The organism is Listeria immobilis (genome assembly GCF_014322845.1).
GTDB lineage: Bacteria > Bacillota > Bacilli > Lactobacillales > Listeriaceae > Listeria > Listeria immobilis.
Genome location: NZ_JAASUA010000005.1, coordinates 70073 through 93312, shown reverse-complemented (window position 1 = coordinate 93312; position 23240 = coordinate 70073). Strand labels below are relative to the sequence as shown.

Sequence of the window (23240 nt, the reverse complement as noted above, 5' to 3'; positions counted from 1 at the left end):
ATTTTTCAAATTTTTGGACTTGTAAAGGCTTACCTGTTATTTTTATTCCATTTCAAGTAGCTGATTGCCTCGTTTTATTCGACTTATTGCTTTTATTTACTAGGAAAAATTGCTTGTTGGAAAGGGTAAATACTTTTAGAAACCCTCATATTATAGTACAATTGGCTATGTGAAAGAAATTAAGTTGGAGGGTATAGCTATGCCAACACCTAGTATGGAAGATTATATTGAAAAGATTTATTCTCTAATTGAAACGAAAGGTTACGCCAGAGTATCGGATATTGCAGATGAGCTGTTTGTCCATCCCTCTTCTGTTACAAAAATGGTACAAAAATTGGATAAAGATGAATATTTAATCTATGAGAAGTACCGTGGATTAATTTTAACACCTAAAGGAACACAAATGGGGAAAAGACTTCTAGAAAGACACGCACTACTAGAAAGTTTTTTAAGTATTATTGGTGTGGATCCTGCTCATATTTATCATGATGTAGAAGGGATTGAACATCATTTAAGCTGGAACTCGATTGACCGAATTGGTGATGTTGTGCAATTTTTTGAAGAACATCCAGAGGCACTAAAAGCACTTAAGTCAATGGAAGTGAATCGACCAGAAACAGAGGAATAATGGTAATCCAAGTTTCGAATGCTGATTTATGCGCAATCAGGTTTTACTTTTCAATCAAAAAATGGTGTTACATCTTTTGGTGTCACGCTTTTTTGATGCATTGAGGAGGAACCAAAGCATTTCGATTCTTTGTTACAATATACATATTCGGAGGGGTTAACATGTCAAATAAAGTGAAATCAGATATTGAAATTGCATCAAATGCTGAAATTCTACCAATTACAACGATTGCGGAACATTTGGGGCTGGATGCGGATGCACTTGAACTTTACGGGAAATATAAAGCGAAATTATCCTACGATACCATTCACTCTTTAACAGACAAACAACCAGGTAATCTTGTACTTGTGACAGCAATAAATCCAACGCCAGCTGGTGAAGGGAAATCAACTGTAACAGTCGGACTTGGGGATGCACTCTCTCAAAAAGATAAAAAAACAGTCATCGCACTTCGAGAACCATCGCTTGGTCCTACTATGGGAATTAAAGGTGGCGCGACAGGTGGGGGCTATGCACAAGTTATTCCAATGGAAGATATTAACTTGCATTTTACTGGTGATTTTCACGCAATAACTGCTGCTAATAATGCTTTATCGGCGTTTATTGATAATCATATGCAACAAGGTAATGAGCTTGGCATTGATGGTAGACGAATTGTCTGGAAACGTGTAGTTGATTTAAATGATCGCGCACTTAGAAAAGTAGTCGTTGGTTTAGGCGGTCCAATTCAAGGGGTGCCACGGGAAGATGGTTTTGATATTACTGTTGCTTCTGAAATCATGGCGATTATTTGTTTAGCTAGTGATCTAGAAGACTTAAAGAAACGTCTAAGTGAAATTGTTATTGGTTATAATTATAAAAAAGAGCCAATTACTGTTGGCGAAATGGGTTATGAAGGCGCATTAACGCTACTTCTAAAAGATGCACTAAAACCAAATTTAGTTCAAACATTAGAACATACACCAGCTATCGTACATGGTGGTCCGTTTGCAAATATTGCTCATGGTTGTAATAGTGTATCAGCAACAAGTACGGCATTAAAACTCGGAGATTATGCTGTAACAGAAGCAGGATTTGGAGCAGATTTAGGAGCAGAGAAATTTTTAGATATTAAAGTTCCTTCTCTTGGGAAAGCACCAGATTGTGTGGTTATCGTTGCAACTATTCGCGCGCTTAAAATGCACGGCGGCGCACTGAAAACAGAACTTAGTGAAGAAAATGTTGATGCATTAGCAAAAGGATTTACTAACTTGCAAAAACACACGGAATCTATAGAAACATTTGGTATTCCATATGTAGTGGCAATTAATAAATTCATTACTGATTCTGACGCAGAGGTCGCGAAATTAGAAGCTTTATGCGAAGAACAAGAAATACCATTTTCTCTTACAGAAGTTTGGGAAAAAGGTGGTGCTGGTGGATTAGAGCTAGCTGATAAAGTAATTGCGGCTGTAGAAAGCGGTCAAGCTAACTATAAGCGTATTTATGAGGATGCCTGGACGATGGAAGAAAAATTAGATGCGATTGTTACAAAAGTTTATGGCGGTATCGGTGTTGAACTTTCAAGTAAAGCCCAAAAACAAATTATAGACTTTAAAAAATATGGTTGGGATAGATACCCAATTTGTATGGCGAAAACACAATATTCGTTATCAGATGATCCAACACTTCTTGGTCGTCCGACTGATTTTGTGATTCATATTCGTGAATTCATTCCAAAACTTGGAGCGGGATTTGTTGTTGCTTTAACAGGAGATGTAATGACAATGCCTGGTTTACCAAAAAAACCAGCAGCACTAAATATGGACGTCGACGAAAATGGAAATGCGAAAGGCTTATTCTAACTAGCAAAGTTCCAAAAGTGCTATAAACACTTTTGGAACTTTTTTTCTAATCAAAACCAATTGCTATGTGACACTTTTTCAGCTAGAATAGATAGGACAGAACGGAAATGGATGGGACTAAATGAAACAATTAAAAGTAGAAAATTTAACGAAAACATATGGTGAAAAAAGCCTATTTGAGAATATCTCCCTCACGATTACAGAAGGCGAACGAATTGGTTTAATCGGTGTGAATGGCACAGGGAAATCAACCTTATTACAAATTATCTCAGGAAGTGAATCTGGAGATAAGGGTAGTGTTACTAAAGCTAAAGATTATACAATTGGCTATTTAGCACAAGACCCAGTTTTTAACGAGGAAGATACGGTTCTCTCTGCCGTTTTTGATGGAGATACTGCGGCGCTTCGGGCAATGCGGAAATACGAAGAAGTACTACTAGCGATGTCGCTTGATTCAGAAAACACCAAACTTCATGATGCTTATACTGCAGCTAGTCAAGAAATGGATGCAAGTGCAGCTTGGGATATGAATACCGAAGCAAAAACGATTTTAGAAAGACTTGGAATTACCGATTTAACTGCGAAAATTAGCGAACTTTCAGGTGGACAACGAAAACGAGTTGGTTTGGCGCAAGTTTTAATTGAAACGCCGGATTTACTTATTTTGGATGAACCTACTAACCACTTGGATTTTCAGTCGATTCGTTGGTTAGAGGAATATTTAAATCGTTTCAAAGGAGCGGTACTTCTTGTTACCCATGATCGTTACTTTCTTGACCGCGTGACAAATCATATGGTTGAGCTAGATCGAGGTTCGCTTTATCGTTACGTTGGTAATTATGAAAAATTTATGGAATCTAAAGCCATTCGCATGGAAAATGAAGTGCGCGAATCGGAGAAAAATAAAAATCTTTATCGGAAAGAACTTGCTTGGATGCGTCGCGGTCCTCAAGGTCGAGCAACAAAACAAAATGCAAGGCAAGATCGTTTTCATGATTTAGAAAAGAAAGTGAAAACGAAAACGGATGACTCCGAACTAGCGATTGATTTTGTTACTAGTCGTTTAGGTAAAGATGTCTTTGAACTTAAAAACTTAGAAAAACGCTTTGAGGAAAAACAAGTCTTGCAAGATTTTAGTTTAATTATCCAGCCAGGTGAACGACTTGGGATTACTGGTAATAACGGAACTGGAAAATCCACTTTACTTAATATGCTTGCTGGTAAACTAGCCCCTGATGCTGGAGAAGTTATTACTGGTCAAACGGTTCAACTTGGTTATTATACGCAACAAAACGAAGAAATGGACCCAGATATGCGAATGATTGCTTATTTGCAAGAAGCAGGAGAACAAGTGACGACTTCTGGTGGCGAAGTAATTAGCGTAAGTGCAATGTTAGAAAGGTTTTTATTTCCACCAAACTCGCATGGTAAGAAAATTGGCAGTTTATCTGGTGGCGAAAAAAGACGTTTATTCTTACTACGAATCTTAATGGAACGGCCCAATGTCTTACTACTGGATGAGCCTACTAATGATTTAGATACACAAACACTTACTGTACTAGAAGATTATTTGGAATCATTTAATGGAACAGTAATTACTGTAAGCCATGATAGGTATTTCTTAGATAAGGTGGTTAATAAGCTACTTGTGTTTCGTGCAATTGGTGAGGTGGAGATTTTCTACGGAGAGTATAGTGATTATTTAGCAGAACTAGAAGCTAAAGGAAAACCTGCAAAATCCATGAAAAAAATGGCGAATACATCCGCTGAAAAACCTGCGCCGGAAAAAAAGGAAAAAGTGAAGCTGACCTATCAAGAGCAAATAGAGTGGGACGGTATTGAAGAAGCTATTGGTGACCTAGAACAAACCATTGAATCATTAAATGAAACACTAGAGCAAACCGGAGCAGATTTTACGAAAGCAGCAGAGCTTAGTGGAGAAATTACTACCAAAGAAGCGGAACTCGAGCAAATGATGGAACGTTGGGAATTTTTATCACAATACGCGGAATAAGGAGTGCGAACAATGAAACAATATTTGGATTTAGAAAAATACGTTTTAGAAAATGGGACACAAAAAGGAGATCGCACTGGAACTGGAACAATCAGCACATTTGGCTATCAAATGCGCTTTGACTTACAAGCGGGTTTTCCGATTATGACAACAAAACGTGTACCATTTAAACTTGTAGTAAGCGAATTGTTATGGTTTTTACATGGTGATACGAATATTCGCTACCTTCTACAACATAAAAACAATATCTGGAACGAGTGGGCGTTTGAGCGTTTTGTAAAAAGTGCTGATTACCACGGGGAAGATATGACAGATTTTGGACTTAGAGCAGAGCGTGATCCAGCATTTAAAGAAGTGTATCAAGCGGAAATGGAAAAATTTAAAACACGTATTTTGGAAGAGGAAGATTTTGCGAGTAAATACGGTGAGCTTGGTAATATTTACGGCAAACAATGGCGTGAATGGAAAACTTCGCAAGGGGAAACGATTGATCAATTAGCTGATTTAATTGAGATGATTAAAACAAACCCAAATTCGCGTCGTTTAATTGTATCTGCCTGGAATCCAGAAGATATTCCCAATATGGCATTACCACCTTGTCATTCGTTATTCCAATTTTATGTGGCGGATGGGAAATTATCATGCCAGCTTTACCAGCGCAGTGCAGATATTTTCTTAGGAGTTCCATTTAACATTGCAAGTTACGCACTTTTAACGCATCTTATTGCGAGGGAAGTTGGGCTTGAAGTTGGTGAGTTTATCCATACAATGGGAGATGCACACCTTTATAATAATCATATTGAACAAGTGAAAGAACAATTAACAAGAACTCCGCACGCACTTCCAAAATTAGTTCTTTCTGATAAACCAGCAACTATTTTTGATTTTGAAGTAGCGGATATTTCACTAGATGGTTATAATCCTGATCCAGCAATTAAAGCACCAATTTCAGTATAAGGGAGGTTTTCTTGGATGATTATTTTTGTTTGGGCACAAGACCGTGCTGGCAATATTGGTAAAGATAACAAAATGCCGTGGCACTTACCAGGAGATTTACAGTTTTTCAAAAAAACAACCACTGGGAAAACACTAGTAATGGGGCGGAAAACTTATGAATCGTTAGGAAAAGCTTTACCAAATCGAAAAACTATCGTGTTAACTCGGGATAAAGAATTGCAGCTAGATGATGCAGAAATTCTTCATTCCAAAGAGGCTGTGTTAGATCTTCAGAAAACGGGTGAGCCAATTTATGTCGTTGGTGGAGCGGAAATTTATCGTTTATTTATGGATGTGGCAGATACGTTAATTGTTACAAAAATTGATGCGGAATTTGAAGCTGATACTGCATTTCCAGAAGTAGATTGGGAGAATTTTTCAGAAGTTGCAAAAGAACCTCACGAAAAAGATGAAAAAAACAAGTATAATTATACCTTCTATACGTATAAAAGAAATTAGCAGAACGTTGCCTGTGTATGGGCAACGTTTTTCGAGTGGAGTGAAGATTCATTGTTATCAAAAATGGAGATAAATAAGCTTGCAATGAAAGAAAGTATGGCTCTTCTTTCTTGTCCAATTTGTGGTGGCGAATTTGTACTAAAAGAGCCTCTCTCATTTGTTTGTCCGGAACGGCATGGTTTTGATATTGCTAAACCAGGTTACTTGCATTTGCTTAAGCAGGCACATAAAACAAAATATGATCAAGCCTTATTTGAGTCACGAAAAAAAGTGATTGCGAGTGGTTTTTTTGAAAAGTTAATCGAACGGATGATAACTATTATTACGGATACGAAAAAAACAGAGGTCGTCTTATATGATGCTGGTTGCGGTGAAGGAAGTCATTTAGCGCGAATAGTAAAGGAACTTCAAACAAAAGGACAATCTGTACAAGCTGTTGGACTAGATATTGCTAAAGAAGGAGTGAAACAAGCTGCACGGGATTATCCGGGAATTGTTTGGACGGTAGCCGATTTAGCTAATTGTCCAAACCAATCAGAGACAGCAGATGTCATTTTAAATATTTTATCACCTTCGAATTATGAGGAATTCACGCGCTTATTAAAAACAGATGGCTATTTGCTAAAAGTTGTTCCGGAAGAAAACTATTTACGAGAATTGCGCGAATTTATTTATATGGACGAGAAAAGTAGCTATTCGAATGACTCAGTTACATCACGATTAGCAGAAAAACTAACGGTGGAACATATGGAGCGAGTGACTTATAAAGCACCAATCGCCAAAGAATTATTTGCGGATTTTCTTGAAATGACCCCACTTGGTTGGCATATTGATGCAGAGAAAAAACGCGAATTATTGGCAAATCCACCGCAAGAGCTAACCGTTGACTTGCAAATCATTATTGCAAAAAGAGCACCACTTTTGTAAAAACTATGTGAATTATGCGCAATATAAGCTATAATGTAGTAGAAAATATAGAAGCTGGAGGAATGACATGAATCAATCAGAAGTGAAGGCGTTAGAAGCACTGCAAAACGGATCAGACATACGTGGAATAGCGATTGCTACAGAAAAATATCCGATTACATTGACAGATGAACGTGTAGAAAAGATTGCTTATGGATTTGCGAAATGGCTAAAAGCAGAAAAAGGTGTAGAAAATCAAGCAACGGTAGCGATTGGTCATGATAGTCGACTTTCAGCTGAACGATTAAAAGCTGCACTTATAAAAGGACTTTTATTTGCAGGTATAGATGTTGTTGATGTGGGACTGGCGACTACACCAGCAATGTTTATGGCAACTCAATATGAGGACTATAATTGTGATGCGGGAATTATGATTACAGCGAGCCACCTACCTTTTATGTATAACGGACTAAAATTATTTACGAAATCTGGCGGTGCAGAACATGAGGATATTGATTATATTGTTTCGCATGCGGATAAATCTTTTATAGAAACAGGTCTAAGTGCTGGTAAAGTAACAAAACAAGATTTACTTTCTACCTATGCAGCAGACTTAACCGCAAAAATCAGAGCAGGTATTACTGGTGCCGCTAATAAAATGAAGCCATTAGAAGGAAGTCATATTATTGTTGATGCTGGAAATGGGGCTGGCGGTTTCTTTGCAGAGAAAGTACTTGCAGAACTTGGCGCAGATATTTCTGGTAGTCAATTTTTAGAGCCTGATGGTCATTTCCCTAATCATATTCCGAATCCGGATAACGAAGAAGCGATGGCAAGCTTGAAAAAAGCAGTTCTAGCGAGCGGTGCAGACTTGGGTGTGATTTTTGATACGGATGTCGATCGTTCAGCTATTATGGATAAAAATGGAGAAAGCTTGAACCGCAACCCACTCATTGCTGTTATTTCAAGTATTATTTTACAAGAAAAACCAGGAACAACAATTGTCACTGACTCGACTACTTCTGGTCACTTGCAAGCCTTTATTGAAGAAAAAGGTGGAAAACAACACCGTTTTAAACGCGGCTATCGAAATGTAATTAATGAGGCACTTCGACTAAATAGAGAAGGAACTCCTTCAGAAATCGCTATTGAAGTAAGCGGACATGCGGCGCTAAAAGAAAATTATTTCCTTGATGATGGCGCCTATTTAATTGCAAAAATTTTAATGACATACGCAACCCTTCGTAGAAATGGCCAAGACTTAGCTGATTTAATTGCCGATTTAAAAGAACCGGCAGAAAGTGAAGAAATTCGCTTAAGTATTACAGCAAATGATTTTAAAGCTTACGGTCAAGAAGTGTTAACAGATTTTCAAAAGTTTGTCGAAGCAGACAATGATATGTCGCTAGAACCAGAAAATTTGGAAGGTATTCGTGTCAATACAAGCGGAGCACTCGGCGAAGGTTGGTTCTTGCTACGTATGAGCCTGCACGAACCAGTAATGCCAATGAATTTAGAAAGTGATGAAGTTGGTGGAATTCTAAAAGTGAAAGAACGCTTAGCTGGATTTTTTGCGAGTAAGGCGGAATTAGAAGTATAACAAAATCAAAACTTGGTGCGCTAAAACGTGCCAAGTTTTTTATTTGCAGTAAACCATTGAAATATCAGCACTATTATAGTAAACTTTAAAAGCAAGCACTTACTTTAAAAGGGAAATAAAGTATAGGAGTGTGTTTTTTGGAAGCATGGATTACAGGAATTATGACTGATTTTGGTTATATTGGTATTTTTTTATTAATTATGGTGGAGAATTTATTTCCGCCAATTCCCTCTGAAATTATTTTAACTTTTGGTGGTTTTATGACGACTATTTCCGCAATGAATGTTGTAACGGTGATTATCGTTGCCACACTAGGATCGGTAATAGGAGCTATTTTATTATATAAGGTTGCATCGTTTTTTGGTAAAGAACGAATGACAAATTTTGTTTTAAAATACGGTCGAGTTTTGCGTTTAAAAGAAAGTGATATTGAACGTGCGGAAAGTTTCTTTTTGAAATATGGTAGCTGGGCTGTGTTTATATGTCGGATGATTCCACTTATTCGGAGTTTGATTTCTATTCCAGCTGGGATGACGCAGATGAAAATGTCTAAGTTTTTAATACTTACAACTGCTGGAAGTTTGCTTTGGAATACGGTTTTAATTGGTCTTGGTGCTTTGCTTGGCGAATCTTGGAATGAAATTATTGTGTTTATGGATAGTTTTTCGGCAATTATTTATAGTGTTATTGCGCTAATTGTAATAGTTGGACTATGTTTCTTTTTTCGAGCACGATTTAAAAAAACAATAGATGAAGAATAAAATGGTAACCTTGTAAGAGCAATCTTCAAGGTTTTTCTTTTGCGATTTTGGCTTTCATGCTATGATAAATTGTACATGGAGAAGGGGATGGAATAAATGCGAATTGGGATGCGGACAGTAAAAACAGCAATTGCTGCGACACTGGCAATAATTATAGCAGAATGGCTACATTTGGAGTATGCAGTTTCGGCAGGTATTATTGCGATATTAAGTGTGCAAAACACAAAAAAAGGGTCGTTACAATTAGCAATTCAACGTGTCTATTCGACCGTTTTAGCCCTATCGATTGCGGCAATATTTTTCTTATTGATTGGTTATAATGCAGTTAGTTTTGGGTTATATTTGCTTATTTTCATTCCACTTGCGGTTAAATTACATGTTGCAGACGGTATCGTTGTCAGTTCAGTACTTGTTACACATATTTTATTAGAACAATCGCTTTCGTTCTTTTGGTTTAAAAATGAGCTGTTGTTAATGGCTGTTGGAGCGGGCATTGCGATTATTTTAAACTTATATATGCCAAAAATGGAAGATGAAATAAAACGAACGCAACAAAAAGTGGAAGAGATTATGCGACAAATTTTAACGGAGATGACACAAGGTTTACGTAATCAATCAGAATATCGGGATGAATTTGGATTATTACATCAATTAAAGGGTACATTAGACTATGCACAAGAAAAAGCTGCACGAAATTTGGATAATCAATTTTTTACAGCTTCTCATTATTACTCCCAGTATGTGGGTATGCGTCTTGTGCAGTACCGAATTTTAACACAAATGAAACGCCATTTAGTAGCTTTCCATCATTCTTCTGAGCAAAGTTTGGCACTGGCAGAAATCACTGAAAAAACGGCGATGACACTAGATGAGCATAATACTGCGGAAGATTTAGTTGCAGAAATTACAACGATGGTGCATGAATTTAAAAGTAGCAAACTTCCCGAGACACGTGAAGAATTCGAAAATCGAGCAATCCTGTTTCAATTTATGAATGATTTACGTTATTTACTAGAAATGAAGCGTGATTTTTATGCAGAGTTTGGTTTAAAGGAAAAAATAAAGTTACGAGAGGGCGATCAAATATGATAAATAAAATTGGCCAAGTAATGTTGTATGTAGAAAATCAAGCCGCTGTTAGAGACTTTTGGGTAGAAAAATTAGATTTTGTTGTTGTTTCAGAAGAAGTGGTAAATGGGGAAATTCAGTGGATAGAAATTGCGCCTACGAAAGAGGCAGAAACTACTTTTGTTTTGCAAAATAAACAGAAAGTGGCCGAAGCAAATCCAGATATGAACCTTGGAACACCATCCATTTTACTTTTTGGAAAAAATGTTGCAGAACTATATGAGAGCTATAAAAAGAAGGGGATAACTGTTGGTGAATTAGTCGATTTACCAATGGGATTAGTTTTTAATTTTGCGGATAACGAGGGGAATTATTTTGCGATTTGTGAAAAATAGAATAGGAGCGCATAAATGAAGTGTGAGGTTGTGAGAGTAGATGCCTTTACAAGTAAGCCGGGAAAAGGCAATCCAGCAGGCGTGGTTTTTTCTGGTGATTCTTATAGTAAAGAACAAATGCAACAAATTGCTAAAAAAGTTGGTTTTAATGAAACGGTTTTTATTTGTAAAAGTGATATAGCTGCATTAAAATTAAGATATTTTACTCCAGGTTATGAAACACCGCTTTGTGGTCATGCAACAATGGGAGCGATTTTTGCGCTTCTAAATGGACAAGAAAATTGCCAACTAGAAATAGAAACAGCTGCAGGGGTTTTGCCTGTTAGTTACGAAGCAAAGGGATACCAAATAACGATGCAACAAGCCCGACCAAAGTTTATTGATTTTAATGGGGATCGGTCGGCACTTTGCCAAAGTTTAGGCATCCAAAAAACTGATCTTCATGCCAAATTGCCAATAAAATACGGAAATACTGGATCATGGACATTACTTTTACCAGTTAAAAATGAAGCTATTTTAGATACAATGAATCCAACACCAAATGAGTTTCCAGGGATTTTAAAGGAAATACCTAAGTCTTCCATACATCCATTTGCAGTTATTTCTAAACAGGATGGAACTTTTACCGCTAGACATTTCTCTTCGCCTGCTGCTGGAACGAAGGAAGATTCTGTGACTGGAACTGCTTCTGGTGTTATGGGAGCCTATGCACTAAATCATATTTATACATCCGGAGAAAGAAATAAAATAACTGTCACTCAAGGTAAACAAGTGCAAAGTGAAGGAACTGTTTTTGTCCAAGTTGAAATAGATGCGACTGGGCAACAAGAAGTAAGTATTTCTGGAACAGCTTGTTTAAATAAGACGTTGGAAGTGGAAGTGGAAGTGTAATCAACTATGAATTCTAAAAAAACAGCTGGCAATCTCATTGGATTGCCAGCTGTTTTTTATGACTTAAGGCAGCTTGAGCCGCAGCTAGTCGTGCAATTGGAACACGATAAGGGGAACAAGAAACATACGAGAGACCTAATTGATGGAAAAACTGAATGGATTCTGGATCTCCGCCGTGCTCTCCGCAAACGCCCATTTTTAAATTTGCATGGGTCATTCGTCCTCGAGTTACAGCCATCTCAACAAGTGCACCAACACCAGTTTTATCTATTGTCATAAATGGGTCTTTGGATAAAATATTGTGCTGGTAATAATCAGCAAGGAATTTAGTCGCATCATCACGAGAAAATCCGTAAGTTAGCTGGGTTAAATCATTCGTTCCAAAACTGAAAAATTGTGCTTCTTCGGCGATTTCATCTGCGGTAATGCAAGCACGCGGAATTTCAATCATCGTACCAATATCATACGGAAGGATGACCCGTTCTCTATCAAAAATGGTATGAATAGCTTGTTTAATTTCTTTTTTTATAAAACTTAATTCATTTTTTGTAGCAATGAGAGGAATCATTATTTCTGGATGGACTTTGATACCTTCATCATAGACAGTGATTGCACTTTCAATAATCGCTTCTGCTTGCATTCGGTATATCTCGGGAAAAGTAATAGCAAGCCGACAACCACGGTGCCCAAGCATTGGATTAGCTTCTGCCAGTTCTTGCACTCGTTTTTTTACTTGTGAGACCGTTTTATGCATATCATTTGCTAACTGCTCGATTTCTTGGCTACTTTTTGGTAAAAATTCATGTAGTGGTGGATCCAATAACCGAATATTGACGGAACGACCATCAGCCATGCGGAATAATGCCCGAAAATCTTCTTTTTGCATTTCTTTCAATGAGGCTAAGACAGTTTCGCGTTCCGTTAAAGACTCTGCTAAAATCATTTGTCGAACGAATAAAATCCGTTTTTCATCAAAAAACATGTGCTCTGTCCGGCAAAGTCCAATGCCTTCAGCGCCAAAGAGTAATGCTTTTTGAAAATCGGCAGGGGTGTCTGCATTAACACGGATAGCTAGTTGTTTTTCCGTATCAGCCCATGCCATTAACTCGTCAAAATGCCCACCAATAGATGCTTCGGTTTGTTCGACTTTTCCTAGATAGACATTACCGGTAGAACCATCAAGTGACAAAGCAGCTCCTTCTTGTAAAATTTCTCCTGTAGAAAGAGTGATGTTTTTTTCTTGTTGGCTGATTGTTAGATCAGAACAACCAGCGATACAACATTTCCCCATTCCTCGAGCAACTACAGCGGCATGAGAAGTCATTCCACCTTGTGCTGTTAAAATAGCAGTACTTTTTGCCATTCCCTCAATGTCTTCGGGTGAAGTCTCATTTCGAACAAGAATCACTGAAATACCACGTTCAGCTGCTTGAACAGCATCTTTTGCCTCAAAATAAATATGTCCGGTAGCAGCTCCTGGACTTGCTGGTAAACCGTGGGCAACTATTTTTGCTTTTTTTAGAGCGCTTTCAAGAAAGGCAGGATGAAGCAGTTGGTGAAGTTGCTTTGTTTCGATGCGCATTAAGGCTTCTTCTTTAGTAATTTTTCCTTCATGAACGAAATCAACAGCAATTTGAATAGCGGCTTTAGCAGTTCTTTTTCCATTTCTAGTTTGTAAGACGTAAAGTTTCTCTTTTTCAATCGTAAATTCAATATCTTGCATATCTAAATAATGATTTTCTAATAAAGTACAAATGGTGATTAATTCATTATAAACTGTAGGCATTCTTTCTTTTAAAGTGGCAATTGGCTCAGGAGTTCGGATACCAGCGACGACATCTTCACCTTGCGCATTTAATAAAAATTCTCCAAATACACCTTTTTCACCTGTAGAGGGGTTTCGGGTAAAGGTAATTCCTGTACCACTAGTTTCTCCTGTATTACCAAAAACCATTGATTGAATATTAACCGCTGTCCCATAGCTAGCATCAATATCATGTAAACGGCGATAAACAACAGCTCGGTGATTCATCCACGACTTAAATACCGCGATAATTGCCAGTTTAAGTTGTTTCAGTGGGTCTTGCGGGAATGCTTCTCCTGTCGCTTGTTGGAAAATTTGTTTGTAAGCAGCAATTAAATCAGTTAAATCGGTTGTTGTCAGCTCTGTGTCAGATTGATAATGATTGGCTTTTTTTATCCGGGAAAGTGCTTGTTCAAACTGATAACTTGGGATTTCAAAAACCACATCCCCAAACATTTGGATAAAACGTCGATAAGAATCAAGGGCAGAGCGTTGGTCATTGGTTAAATCTGCAAGTCCATTTGTAGTGGCATCATTTAGTCCTAAGTTTAAAACTGTATCCATCATTCCAGGCATAGAAAAGGGTGCGCCAGATCGAACCGAAACTAGTAGTGGGTTTTCCGCCAAACCAAATATTTTCCCGGTTTGCTTTTCTAATTCCGCTAAATGAATTTTCACCTCTTCAAAAATGTCTTCGGATAAATGTTTATTACTATTGGTATAATCGTTACAAGCAGCAGTTGAAATAATAAAGCCGGGAGGGACAGGCAAGCCAATATTCGTCATTTCGGCTAAATTTGCGCCTTTTCCTCCTAAAAGATGTTTCATTTCTTTGGAACCTTCACTAAACTGATAGACAAATTTTCTCACTTTATTCACCTCTTCTAAAATTAGTGGTAACTTGTGATAATTTCTGTGATTAGAGCAGCAGTTTCCTCGATTGCTTTATCTTCTACATGAATTACTTGGCAGCCAAGCTTTTTAAACGTAGCATAGCCATATTCTAGTTCTTCTAAAATTCGTTTTTCGCTGGAATAGTTACTCGCTTCATCTAAACCAATTGATTTTAAACGTACTTTTCTAATTTGTGCTAATTTTTCTGGGCTAGTTGTTAGACCAATAATTCGTTCTGGCGGAATTTGGAATAGTTCAGCTGGGATTGGTATTTCTGGGACGAGCGGAACATTGGCTACTTTCCAATTTTGATTAGCTAAAAAGCTGCTGAGTGGTGTTTTACTAGTTCTTGATACACCGACAAGCACAATATCAGCATCTAATAAGCCACGAGGATCTTTGCAATCGTCATATTTAACAGCAAATTCAATTGCAGCAATACGGTCAAAATAATGACTATCTAAACGTCGCATATTGCCAGGGTCTTGTTTGGACTTTAACCCAGTTTTTGCTTCTACAGCTGAGGTGAGTGTATGTAATAAATCAATATTAGGAATAGCATGCTTGGAACAAAATTGCGTTGCATATTCAGCTAATTTAGCTTGTACTAACGTTTGGACAACAATTCCATCAGCGCCTTTTGCCTCTTCTAATGTTTCGAGTAATGCTTTTTCATCACGAATAAAAGCATGGCGACGAATATCAGCGGGTTGTTTAAGTGAAAATTGTGCAGTTACAGCGCGAATAATATGTTGAGCAGTTTCTCCGATAGCGTCTGAAATAACATAAATAATAACCGGATTTTCCATATGTGCCTCCTATTAAACCTTTTTTATTGTATCTACAAAAAGTGCAGTTATGCGTGTTTTAGAAATTTTCCCAATAACAGTTGTTTTTCCGGCTTTTACTTCAAGCACTGGAAGAGAATCAATTTGATGGAAAACAAGTTGTTCGGCAGCGTGTAAGACTGTATCTTGTTTGGTTACGGTGACGAGATTTGGCATACGGGTCATGATTGTTGCAATGGGAGTTGCTTTTGTATCTGCATCGGCAAGGGCACCTTTAAGCAAATCTTTTCTAGAAACTAGACCGACCAATTTTTCATCATCCATAACATATAAGCTACCAATATCTTCCATGAACAGCATCACAATTGCATCATACACACTTGTTTCTTTTTTTGCGAAAAATGGTTGAGTCATTATATCTGCTACTTTTAATTGGCGAATTTGATCAAAATGAATGGGGTTTGTCTCAAGACCTGAATAAAAATAGCCTACTTTGGGCCTTGCATCTAAAATTCCCGTCATCGTTAATATCGACAGGTCAGCTCGAATGGTTGCCCGTGTCAATTTCAAATGAGCAGCTATGGAATCTCCAGTTGCTGGTTCATTGGCGCGAACATAAGCAACAATATGGTGTTGTCTAGGAGAAAGTTCGATTGGAATCACATCCTTTTAATATGTTATGCTAATCATTATATAGTATGACATAATTAAAAACAAGTGTTAATTGTGTCATACTATATAAAAAAACCTCCTCCAAATGGAGAAGGTTTGAAAAGGAACTATTTAAACATAAAATAAAATACAGAAATACATAAAGGCTGTTCCGGCAATCACAAATAAATGCCAAATTGCATGCATATATGGAACTTTAGGAATACTATAAAAAATCGCACCCACTGTAAACATAATGCCACCAGTCGCTAGTAACCAAAATCCAGCTGGTGTAAGTCCAGTATAAAGAGGCTTGATTGCAAACATAACCATCCAACCCATCAGAAGATATACGGAAGTGGATAATAATTTTAGTTTACCAGTCATAAAAATTTTATAAATAATCCCAGCAATAGCAAGTCCCCAAATAATGCCAAAGAGCGTCCAACCAAGTGTCCCTTGAATAGTGATTAATACAAATGGGGTATAGCTGCCAGCAATTAGTACATAAATCGCGGCATGGTCCATAATATTAAACACAGTTCTTGCTTTACACGGTTTGAAGCTATGGAGTAATGTGGAGCAAACATATAATAACATAAGTGAAATTCCATAAACTAAAAAACTAGTTAAATAAAGAGGATTATCTTTTTGGACGGCGAATACTATAAGTAAGACGAGTGCAGGAATACTTAGGATAAATCCGATTCCATGCGTAATGGCATTTGCTAGTTCTTCCTTCCAATTATAAGAAGAGGTATTCATTTGATCACCATACTTTTCTACCAATTTTTTGTGATGTAATAGTATATCTATCATACGCTAAATAATTTGGAATAGAAAGCCAAACAATATATCTTTCTCTTTTCTTAAACTAGTTAATAGGTTGTGTATAACGCCGGGAATGTTATAATAAAATAAAATAAGCAAAACTGGATGTGGCTAAACAATGAGGAAAATAAAGATTATCACAGACTCAACTGCTGGACTAACGAAAGAAGAAGCAGCGAAATGGAATATTGATGTTTTATATTTAACAGTTGAAATCGATGGGAAAGTATACAATCCCAAAACAGATATTACCCCAGAAGAATTTATGGTTCGCATGGCAGAAACAAAAGAACTTCCTAAATCTTCTCAGCCTGCAATTGGCTCTTTCGTAGAAGCTTATGAAAAATATACGGCGGAGGGGTATGAAATCCTTTCCATTCACTTAACAGAAAAACTAAGTGGAACAGTCAATGCCGCACGCCAAGCAGCAGATATAGTAGACGGAAATATTACAGTTGTTGATTGTGACTACACGGCTCGAGGACAAGCTTTTCAAGTGCTTGCAGCTGCAGAAATGGCACAGTCTGGTGATTTTTCTGTAGAGGATATTCTTGCTAAAATTAATGATATTAAAAATAAAACAAAACTGTATATTATTGTTGTAACATTAGACAATTTAATTAAGGGCGGACGTGTTGGAAGGATGCAAGGATTCCTAGGTAGCCTTTTAAATATTAAATTAATTGCAAAGTTAACAGATGGTCAATTAGAAGAAGAAACTAAAGTTCGTAGTAATAAAAAAGTTCTTCAATATTGCTTAAACTTAATTAAAGCAGAACCAAAAAAAATTCAGCATTTAGATGTTGTTCATGCGCATGGATTAAATCTAGCGGATGATTTTATCGTTGAAACAAAAGAAATGACTGGCTTAGAAGAAATACCAATTTTCTTCGCTGACCCAGTTATTTCAACCCATGCCGGAACTGGCGCGTTTGCATTTATGTACTATACTGACTAAGCGAGTGATTCATATGACAAAGAAAAAAAGGCTGTGGCTTACTGGAAGCGTGTTTATTATCGCGCTTTTAGTTGGCGCAGTTTTTGGTATCAATTATTATCAAAAAACAAAAGAAGTTCCTATAAAATTAGTTGCTATGGGAGATTCCCTTACTGAAGGAATTGGTGATGAAAATAAGGCTGGCGGCTATGTTGGCATTATTCCAGAAAAGTTAGAAAAAGAATCAACTATTCCCAGTGTAGAGACAAGCAATTATGGTGTGTCTGGTAATAAAATAACCCAACTAGAGAAACGCCTGCAAACCAATAAAAATTTTCAACAAGATGTTAAAAATGCGAATGTAATCACTATTACCATTGGTGGAAATGACGTTATGGCCATTTTGCAATCGCGTCTTTTAGATGTGGATGTGGAAGATTTTACAAAAGCAAATAAAACCTTTCAACAAGAATTAGAAAAATTAGTGAGTGATATTCGTTCTTATAATAAAGATGCTGCGATTTTCTTAATGGGAATTTATAATCCATATACAACCTATTTTAGCGATATCAAACAATTTGATGAAGTAATTGCTGATTGGAATAAAGCCTCCCAAAAAACCGTTCAAAAAGAGGATAATATGTATTTTGTTCCTATAGCTAAAGCGCTTGAAAATAGAGATAAAGCTAATCAAGACAAACCTAATCCATTACTATCAGATGATTATTTTCACCCGAATCATCAAGGCTATGAAAAAATGAGTACAGAATTATATAAAGCAATTGTAAAGCAATTAAACGAAGGAAATATTCCTAAAATCTCCGAATAGAAAGGTGTTAAAGTCGTGCAGAAAGAAACACGATCGGCCCCAAAGAAACCAAAACGTAATTACTGGAAATGGACATCGCTTATTTTAATTAGTCTGCTAGTTATATTTGCAGGATGGATTTATTTATCGGTTTTTGTTGTAAGTCCGCAGAAAGAACCAACGCCATCACTTATTAGCAATAAGTCTGCTGTAGAATTCCAAACAAGTACAACCAAGTCTGATTTAAATCAGTTAATTAGTACCTATATTGATGAATTTAGTAATGACCAAGATATTGGCTATAAGGTATTTGTTGCCAATAATGTTAATTTCACCGCAGAAGCGAAAATTTTTGATGAGCCAGTTGAGTTGCATTTGAAATTTGCTCCTAAAGTAGTTGACGATGGAAATGTGGAGTTAACATTAAAAGATTTATCTGTTGGTGCATTACCGTTACCAGTATCTTATGTGATGAATTATGTTAATAAAAATTATAAATTTCCAGACTGGGTAACTATCATTCCGAAAAAGGAAAAAATTTACCTTGCTTTGGATAAACTTAAACTAAAAGGTGATACGAAAGTTCGTGTGGATACACTTGATTTGAAGAAAGATGATATTTCGTTTACACTCTTAGTACCAGTTAACTAAACGCTGGTTGGTAAAATCCAATTTAGGGGGCATTTTTATGACAAAAAAATCGCTTGAAAAAGCAACCTTTGCGGGTGGATGTTTTTGGTGTATGGTGAAGCCTTTTGATACACAGCCGGGAATTGAGCGGGTTGTTTCGGGATATACAGGCGGACATACTGTAAATCCAACCTATAAAGAAGTGTGCAGTGGAACGACTGGTCATACCGAGGCCATTGAAATTACATTTGATCCGGCTGTTTTTCCATATGAAAAATTAGTCGAAGTATATTGGCAACAAACAGATCCAACCGATGCGGCAGGTCAATTCGTTGATCGCGGAGATTCTTATCGCCCCGTTATTTTTTATCACAATGAAGAACAAAAAGAGATTGCTGAAAAATCAAAAGCAGCTCTTGCTGCAAGTGGCAGATTTAAAAAACCAATTGTCACCGAAATTGCTAAAGCAGAAATTTTTTATCCAGCGGAAGAATATCATCAAGATTTCTACAAAAAAGAAAAGGCGCACTACGAAGGTTACCAAGTTGCTTCTGGTCGTGCGGCGTTTATTGATGCAAACTGGAAAGGGTGAAGTCAAATGGATGAAAAGCAAAAAAGTGAGCGATTAAAACAACTCACCAAACTGCAATATAATGTAACTCAAAAAGCTAGCACAGAACACCCATTTAAAAATGAATTTTATGACAATCAGGCGGAAGGGATATATGTTGATATAGTTTCAGGAAAACCATTATTCTCCTCCAAAGATCAGTATGATGCTGGTTGTGGTTGGCCTAGTTTCACAAAGCCGATTGATGCTAAAGAAATAATTGAAAACAAAGACCGCACGCATGGCATGGTTCGAACAGAAGTCAAATCAGTAGAAGCGGATTCTCATTTAGGCCATGTTTTCCCAGATGGACCGATAGATAAGGGTGGACTTCGATACTGTATAAATTCAGCAGCACTTAGATTTATTCCAACTAATAAACTAGAAGAAGAAGGCTATAAAGAATATAAGCAAATCTTTGAATAAACCAACAATGCCAGAAGATGAAATTCGTATAATTGTATCGCGAAATCATATTCTGGCATTATTATGAAAAGGAGCGATAATTATGTTGAAAATTGCAGTTATAGGGCTTGGCGGGATTGCCCAAAAAGCATACCTACCTGTTTTTGCAGAAATGGAGAACGTAGAGGTACACCTTTATACACGTGATGCGCAAAAACTAAAACATTTAAGTGAGAAGTATCGTTTTGATCATTATCATCAAAGTATTGATTCCCTGGTTGCCTCCGGAGTTGATGCAGCATTTGTTCATTCAGCAACTAAAAGTCATCCAGAGGTTATCCGGGCATTTTTAGCGCATCAGATTCCTGTTTATGTGGATAAACCAATTGCTGATAATATAGAAGAAGTGGAAGAATTAACTACTTTAGCAAAAGCACAAAACACCATGCTGATGACAGGCTTTAATCGACGCTATGCACCAAAATACCAAGAATTAAAAACACAAAAAGAGATAAATATGATTGTCATGCAAAAGAACCGCGCATCCCAACCTGGCGTTCCACGTACGTTTATTTATGATGATTTTATCCATGTACTTGATACAGTGCGTTATTTATTAGATGCAAAAATAGATCAAATGAACGTTTTCCCGGTTTGGCAAAAGGAATTACTAGCGAGTGTAACTGTCCAAATTACTGCTGGAAATAAAGTAGCAACAGCTATAATGAATCGTGATAGCGGTGTAAATGAAGAGCGTCTTGCAGTAATGACACCAAACGCAAAGTATGAAGTGGAGAATGTTACAGAGACGCATATTTATGAAGGCACAACAGAACGATTTGAGCGATTTGGAGACTGGGAAACAACACTCCATAAAAGAGGCTTTGCACCAATTATTCATTCATTTTTAAATGCGGTTCGTCGTGGGGAGCAGTCACCAATTGCGGAAGAAGATGCGTTAGAAACACACCGGCTTGCAGAAGAAATTATACGCCAATTGGAAAATTAACTTTATTTTTCAAAGGAAATCAACTATAGTTAAAGCATAAAAAGAGCGGGAGTGTGTTGTACGTTGGGAAGATCATTTTATCATTTTTTAATGACATATCGGGACCCGAAACTAACAGATCAAAAAACGGAATTTGCCAACAATGCATACCGAGATCATAGTTTTCCAAAACAAACAAGAAATTATCATATTCTATGTGATTATTTGGAGTTTAATGCGCCCTATTTGCCGGGAATGTCTATTTTCGATGAACTGTGGGATGCTTATTTGTTAGATGAAGAGAAAAACAAACACTAGGAGGAAAAAGAATGAGCGTACATATTGAAGCAAAACAAGGGGAAATTGCCGAAACAATATTATTACCGGGAGACCCGCTGCGAGCGAAATACATTGCTGAGACTTTCTTAGAAGAGGTTGTTTTATTTAACCAAGTAAGAGGAATGCTTGGTTTTACAGGGACATATAAAGGAAAGAGAGTTTCTGTAATGGGTACAGGCATGGGAATTCCTTCTATTTCTATTTATGTTAATGAATTAATCCAAAGCTACGATGTGAAAAATTTAATTCGGGTTGGTACAATGGGAGGAATTCAAGCAGATGTAAAAGTTCGTGATGTTGTCATTGCCCAAGCTGCTTCAACAGACTCGCAAATTAATCGCAACACATTTAATGGGGTAGATTTTGCGCCAGTAGCTGATTTCTCATTGCTAAAAAAAGCTTATGATGCTGGTATAGAAAAAGGATTATCTATCAAAGTAGGAAATGTTTTTTCAGCGGATCGTTTTTACAATGATCAGTTAGACAAGCAACAATTAGCAGATTATGGTGTACTTGGAATTGAAATGGAAGCAGCAGCACTTTATACATTAGCACAAAAATATGGTCGTCATGCATTAGCTATTTTAACTGTAAGTGATCATATCTTTACTGGTGAAGAAACGTCTGCTGAAGAACGACAAACGACTTTTAATGATATGATAGTTGTAGCTTTAGAAGCTGCTATCAAATAATAGAATGATAAACTAGATATAGCTTAAAGTTCATAGGAAGGTTGATAAACATATATGACTTCTTTATTATCAATTGCTTTAGCCGTTAGTCTTAGTTGTGTGCATACAGTAGAAGATCTATATTTCGGCGGGCAAAATGCAGAGCCAGTTGCAGAAGTGAATCAAAAAACAACTAGCGATAACAACAAATTAGCTGAATTAGAGAAAGATCCACTTTATCCTTATATTGACAAACAAAATAAATTAGTTGAAAAAAATGGGATTCAGTATATTGAAAACGAGGAAAACATGCTAGTACTTGCCAATAAAGATTATTCCTTGCAACCGACATATACCCCCCCAGATTTAGTTAGACCAAATGTAACTTTCTCTTTTGGGGAAGAAAAAGTGGAAAAAGCCCAAATGAGAAAAGAGGCTGGAACGGCACTAGAAGAGATGTTCCAAGCGGCAAATGAGAACGGTCATAAACTTTTTGCCGTTTCTGGCTATCGTTCTTACCAGCGTCAACAAGAGGTATTTCAAGCAGAAGTAAATTCCAAAGGGGATGCCAAAGCAAGAGAAGCTGTAGCCTACCCAGGAACAAGCGAACACCAAACAGGGCTTGCAATGGATATTTCGTCTGAAAGCCAGTCGTACGAGTTAACCGATGCTTTCGGTGAGACACCTGAGGGTAAGTGGTTAGAAGAAAATGCTCATCATTACGGTTTTATTCTTCGCTATATGAAAGGGCGAGAAGATATCACGAAATATCAATATGAATCGTGGCATTATCGTTATGTTGGGAAAGATGCCGCTACAATAATTTACGAAAATGATTGGACTTTAGAAGAATTTTTTAATCATGTCAATGCACTACAAAAGAAAGTAGATGCCGCTAAATAGCAAGCTTTTCAAACCATAAACATGTCGATGTTTATGGTTTTTTTATTGAATTTAAAATTAAATACTTGCAAAATATACCTATAGGGGGTATAGTAATAATTGTAGAAACAAAGGAGGAAAAAAGATGAAACATGACCAACCGATTGTTCCACGGAAAGAGGAAGAAACGAAATTACTTCAAAATCGTTTGCGACGTATCGAAGGACAAATTAGAGGTATTGCTCAAATGGTCGAGGATGATAGATACTGTACAGATATTTTAGTGCAAATTTCAGCAGCAAATAAAGCACTAAAGAATGTTGGCTTACAAGTACTAGAACATCATACAGCACACTGTGTTGTGGATGCTGCAAAAAATGGAGAAGAGGACGTAATGGAGGATTTACTTCAAGCTATTCGTCAATTCTCTAAAACGTGAG

The 23240-nt window shown here is 37.0% G+C and carries 24 protein-coding genes and 1 pseudogene; 21 read left to right on the top strand and 4 right to left on the bottom strand.

Annotated elements, in window-relative coordinates; translation table 11 throughout:
• The first annotated feature begins 199 nt into the window (after positions 1-199).
• The 11 genes and pseudogenes from mntR to HCJ45_RS08140 all read left to right on the top strand — a co-directional run bounded on the left by mntR (position 200) and on the right by HCJ45_RS08140 (position 11562).
• Positions 200-628 carry a transcriptional regulator MntR gene (gene mntR / locus HCJ45_RS08190; RefSeq protein ID WP_185345190.1) on the top strand — a complete coding sequence of 143 codons (429 nt, stop codon included), beginning with the start codon at positions 200-202 and terminating at the stop codon, positions 626-628.
• 161 nt (positions 629-789) lie between these two features.
• The gene (locus tag HCJ45_RS08185; protein WP_187124479.1) at positions 790-2472 is read left to right on the top strand and encodes a formate--tetrahydrofolate ligase; all 1683 of its coding nucleotides are present in this window, start codon (positions 790-792) and stop codon (positions 2470-2472) included.
• A 121-nt stretch (positions 2473-2593) separates the two neighbouring features.
• Complete coding sequence (locus tag HCJ45_RS08180) at positions 2594-4486, top strand: ABC-F family ATP-binding cassette domain-containing protein (protein ID WP_187124478.1); 1893 nt, start codon at positions 2594-2596, stop codon at positions 4484-4486.
• A gap of 12 nt (positions 4487-4498) precedes the next feature.
• Positions 4499-5443: a thymidylate synthase gene (locus HCJ45_RS08175; protein ID WP_185380785.1), complete on the top strand. Its 945-nt coding sequence runs from the start codon at positions 4499-4501 to the stop codon at positions 5441-5443.
• A 15-nt stretch (positions 5444-5458) separates the two neighbouring features.
• Entirely contained in the window at positions 5459-5941 is a 483-nt protein-coding gene (locus HCJ45_RS08170) for a dihydrofolate reductase (RefSeq protein WP_187124477.1), read from the top strand.
• 51 nt (positions 5942-5992) lie between these two features.
• Entirely contained in the window at positions 5993-6868 is an 876-nt protein-coding gene (locus HCJ45_RS08165; protein WP_187124476.1) for a putative RNA methyltransferase, read from the top strand.
• Positions 6869-6935: 67 nt separating this feature from the next.
• On the top strand, positions 6936-8447 hold the full coding sequence (locus HCJ45_RS08160; RefSeq protein WP_187124475.1) for a phosphohexomutase domain-containing protein: 1512 nt from the start codon (positions 6936-6938) through the stop codon (positions 8445-8447).
• A 137-nt stretch (positions 8448-8584) separates the two neighbouring features.
• On the top strand, positions 8585-9208 hold the full coding sequence (locus HCJ45_RS08155; protein WP_003720191.1) for a DedA family protein: 624 nt from the start codon (positions 8585-8587) through the stop codon (positions 9206-9208).
• A 96-nt stretch (positions 9209-9304) separates the two neighbouring features.
• Positions 9305-10287: pseudogene (locus HCJ45_RS08150) on the top strand (aromatic acid exporter family protein); the annotation flags it as partial.
• A 6-nt stretch (positions 10288-10293) separates the two neighbouring features.
• A complete protein-coding gene (locus HCJ45_RS08145; protein WP_185397867.1) occupies positions 10294-10671 on the top strand; it encodes a VOC family protein in 378 nt (125 codons plus the stop codon).
• Positions 10672-10686: 15 nt separating this feature from the next.
• Positions 10687-11562: a PhzF family phenazine biosynthesis isomerase gene (locus HCJ45_RS08140; protein WP_187124473.1), complete on the top strand. Its 876-nt coding sequence runs from the start codon at positions 10687-10689 to the stop codon at positions 11560-11562.
• Between the two features lie 34 nt (positions 11563-11596).
• Here HCJ45_RS08140 and ppdK read toward each other — a convergent pair whose 3' ends face one another.
• From ppdK to trhA, 4 genes are all read right to left on the bottom strand, one after another.
• Entirely contained in the window at positions 11597-14236 is a 2640-nt protein-coding gene (gene ppdK, locus HCJ45_RS08135; protein ID WP_187124472.1) for a pyruvate, phosphate dikinase, read from the bottom strand.
• 20 nt (positions 14237-14256) lie between these two features.
• Entirely contained in the window at positions 14257-15069 is an 813-nt protein-coding gene (locus HCJ45_RS08130; RefSeq protein WP_187124471.1) for a pyruvate, water dikinase regulatory protein, read from the bottom strand.
• 12 nt (positions 15070-15081) lie between these two features.
• On the bottom strand, positions 15082-15711 hold the full coding sequence (ccpN, locus tag HCJ45_RS08125) for a transcriptional regulator CcpN (RefSeq protein ID WP_187124470.1): 630 nt from the start codon (positions 15709-15711) through the stop codon (positions 15082-15084).
• Positions 15712-15831: 120 nt separating this feature from the next.
• Positions 15832-16464 carry a PAQR family membrane homeostasis protein TrhA gene (gene trhA, locus HCJ45_RS08120; RefSeq protein WP_185345160.1) on the bottom strand — a complete coding sequence of 211 codons (633 nt, stop codon included), beginning with the start codon at positions 16462-16464 and terminating at the stop codon, positions 15832-15834.
• Between the two features lie 184 nt (positions 16465-16648).
• Between trhA and HCJ45_RS08115 the strand changes: the two genes are divergently transcribed.
• From HCJ45_RS08115 to csoR, 10 genes are all read left to right on the top strand, one after another.
• Complete coding sequence (locus HCJ45_RS08115; RefSeq protein ID WP_187124469.1) at positions 16649-17488, top strand: DegV family protein; 840 nt, start codon at positions 16649-16651, stop codon at positions 17486-17488.
• Between the two features lie 13 nt (positions 17489-17501).
• Positions 17502-18296, top strand: a complete 795-nt coding sequence (locus HCJ45_RS08110; protein ID WP_187124468.1) for an SGNH/GDSL hydrolase family protein — start codon at positions 17502-17504, stop codon at positions 18294-18296.
• Between the two features lie 15 nt (positions 18297-18311).
• Positions 18312-18926 carry a YpmS family protein gene (locus HCJ45_RS08105; RefSeq protein WP_185345154.1) on the top strand — a complete coding sequence of 205 codons (615 nt, stop codon included), beginning with the start codon at positions 18312-18314 and terminating at the stop codon, positions 18924-18926.
• 37 nt (positions 18927-18963) lie between these two features.
• On the top strand, positions 18964-19497 hold the full coding sequence (gene msrA / locus HCJ45_RS08100) for a peptide-methionine (S)-S-oxide reductase MsrA (RefSeq protein ID WP_187124467.1): 534 nt from the start codon (positions 18964-18966) through the stop codon (positions 19495-19497).
• A gap of 6 nt (positions 19498-19503) precedes the next feature.
• Positions 19504-19941: a peptide-methionine (R)-S-oxide reductase MsrB gene (gene msrB / locus HCJ45_RS08095; protein ID WP_185345150.1), complete on the top strand. Its 438-nt coding sequence runs from the start codon at positions 19504-19506 to the stop codon at positions 19939-19941.
• Between the two features lie 82 nt (positions 19942-20023).
• Positions 20024-20929: a Gfo/Idh/MocA family protein gene (locus tag HCJ45_RS08090; RefSeq protein WP_187124466.1), complete on the top strand. Its 906-nt coding sequence runs from the start codon at positions 20024-20026 to the stop codon at positions 20927-20929.
• A 63-nt stretch (positions 20930-20992) separates the two neighbouring features.
• Positions 20993-21226 carry a YozE family protein gene (locus HCJ45_RS08085; protein WP_003720177.1) on the top strand — a complete coding sequence of 78 codons (234 nt, stop codon included), beginning with the start codon at positions 20993-20995 and terminating at the stop codon, positions 21224-21226.
• A gap of 11 nt (positions 21227-21237) precedes the next feature.
• The gene (deoD, locus tag HCJ45_RS08080; RefSeq protein ID WP_187124465.1) at positions 21238-21939 is read left to right on the top strand and encodes a purine-nucleoside phosphorylase; all 702 of its coding nucleotides are present in this window, start codon (positions 21238-21240) and stop codon (positions 21937-21939) included.
• A 54-nt stretch (positions 21940-21993) separates the two neighbouring features.
• Positions 21994-22821: a M15 family metallopeptidase gene (locus tag HCJ45_RS08075; protein WP_187124464.1), complete on the top strand. Its 828-nt coding sequence runs from the start codon at positions 21994-21996 to the stop codon at positions 22819-22821.
• Between the two features lie 124 nt (positions 22822-22945).
• A complete protein-coding gene (gene csoR, locus HCJ45_RS08070; protein ID WP_185345142.1) occupies positions 22946-23239 on the top strand; it encodes a copper-sensing transcriptional repressor CsoR in 294 nt (97 codons plus the stop codon).
• The last annotated feature ends 1 nt before the right edge of the window (position 23240 follow it).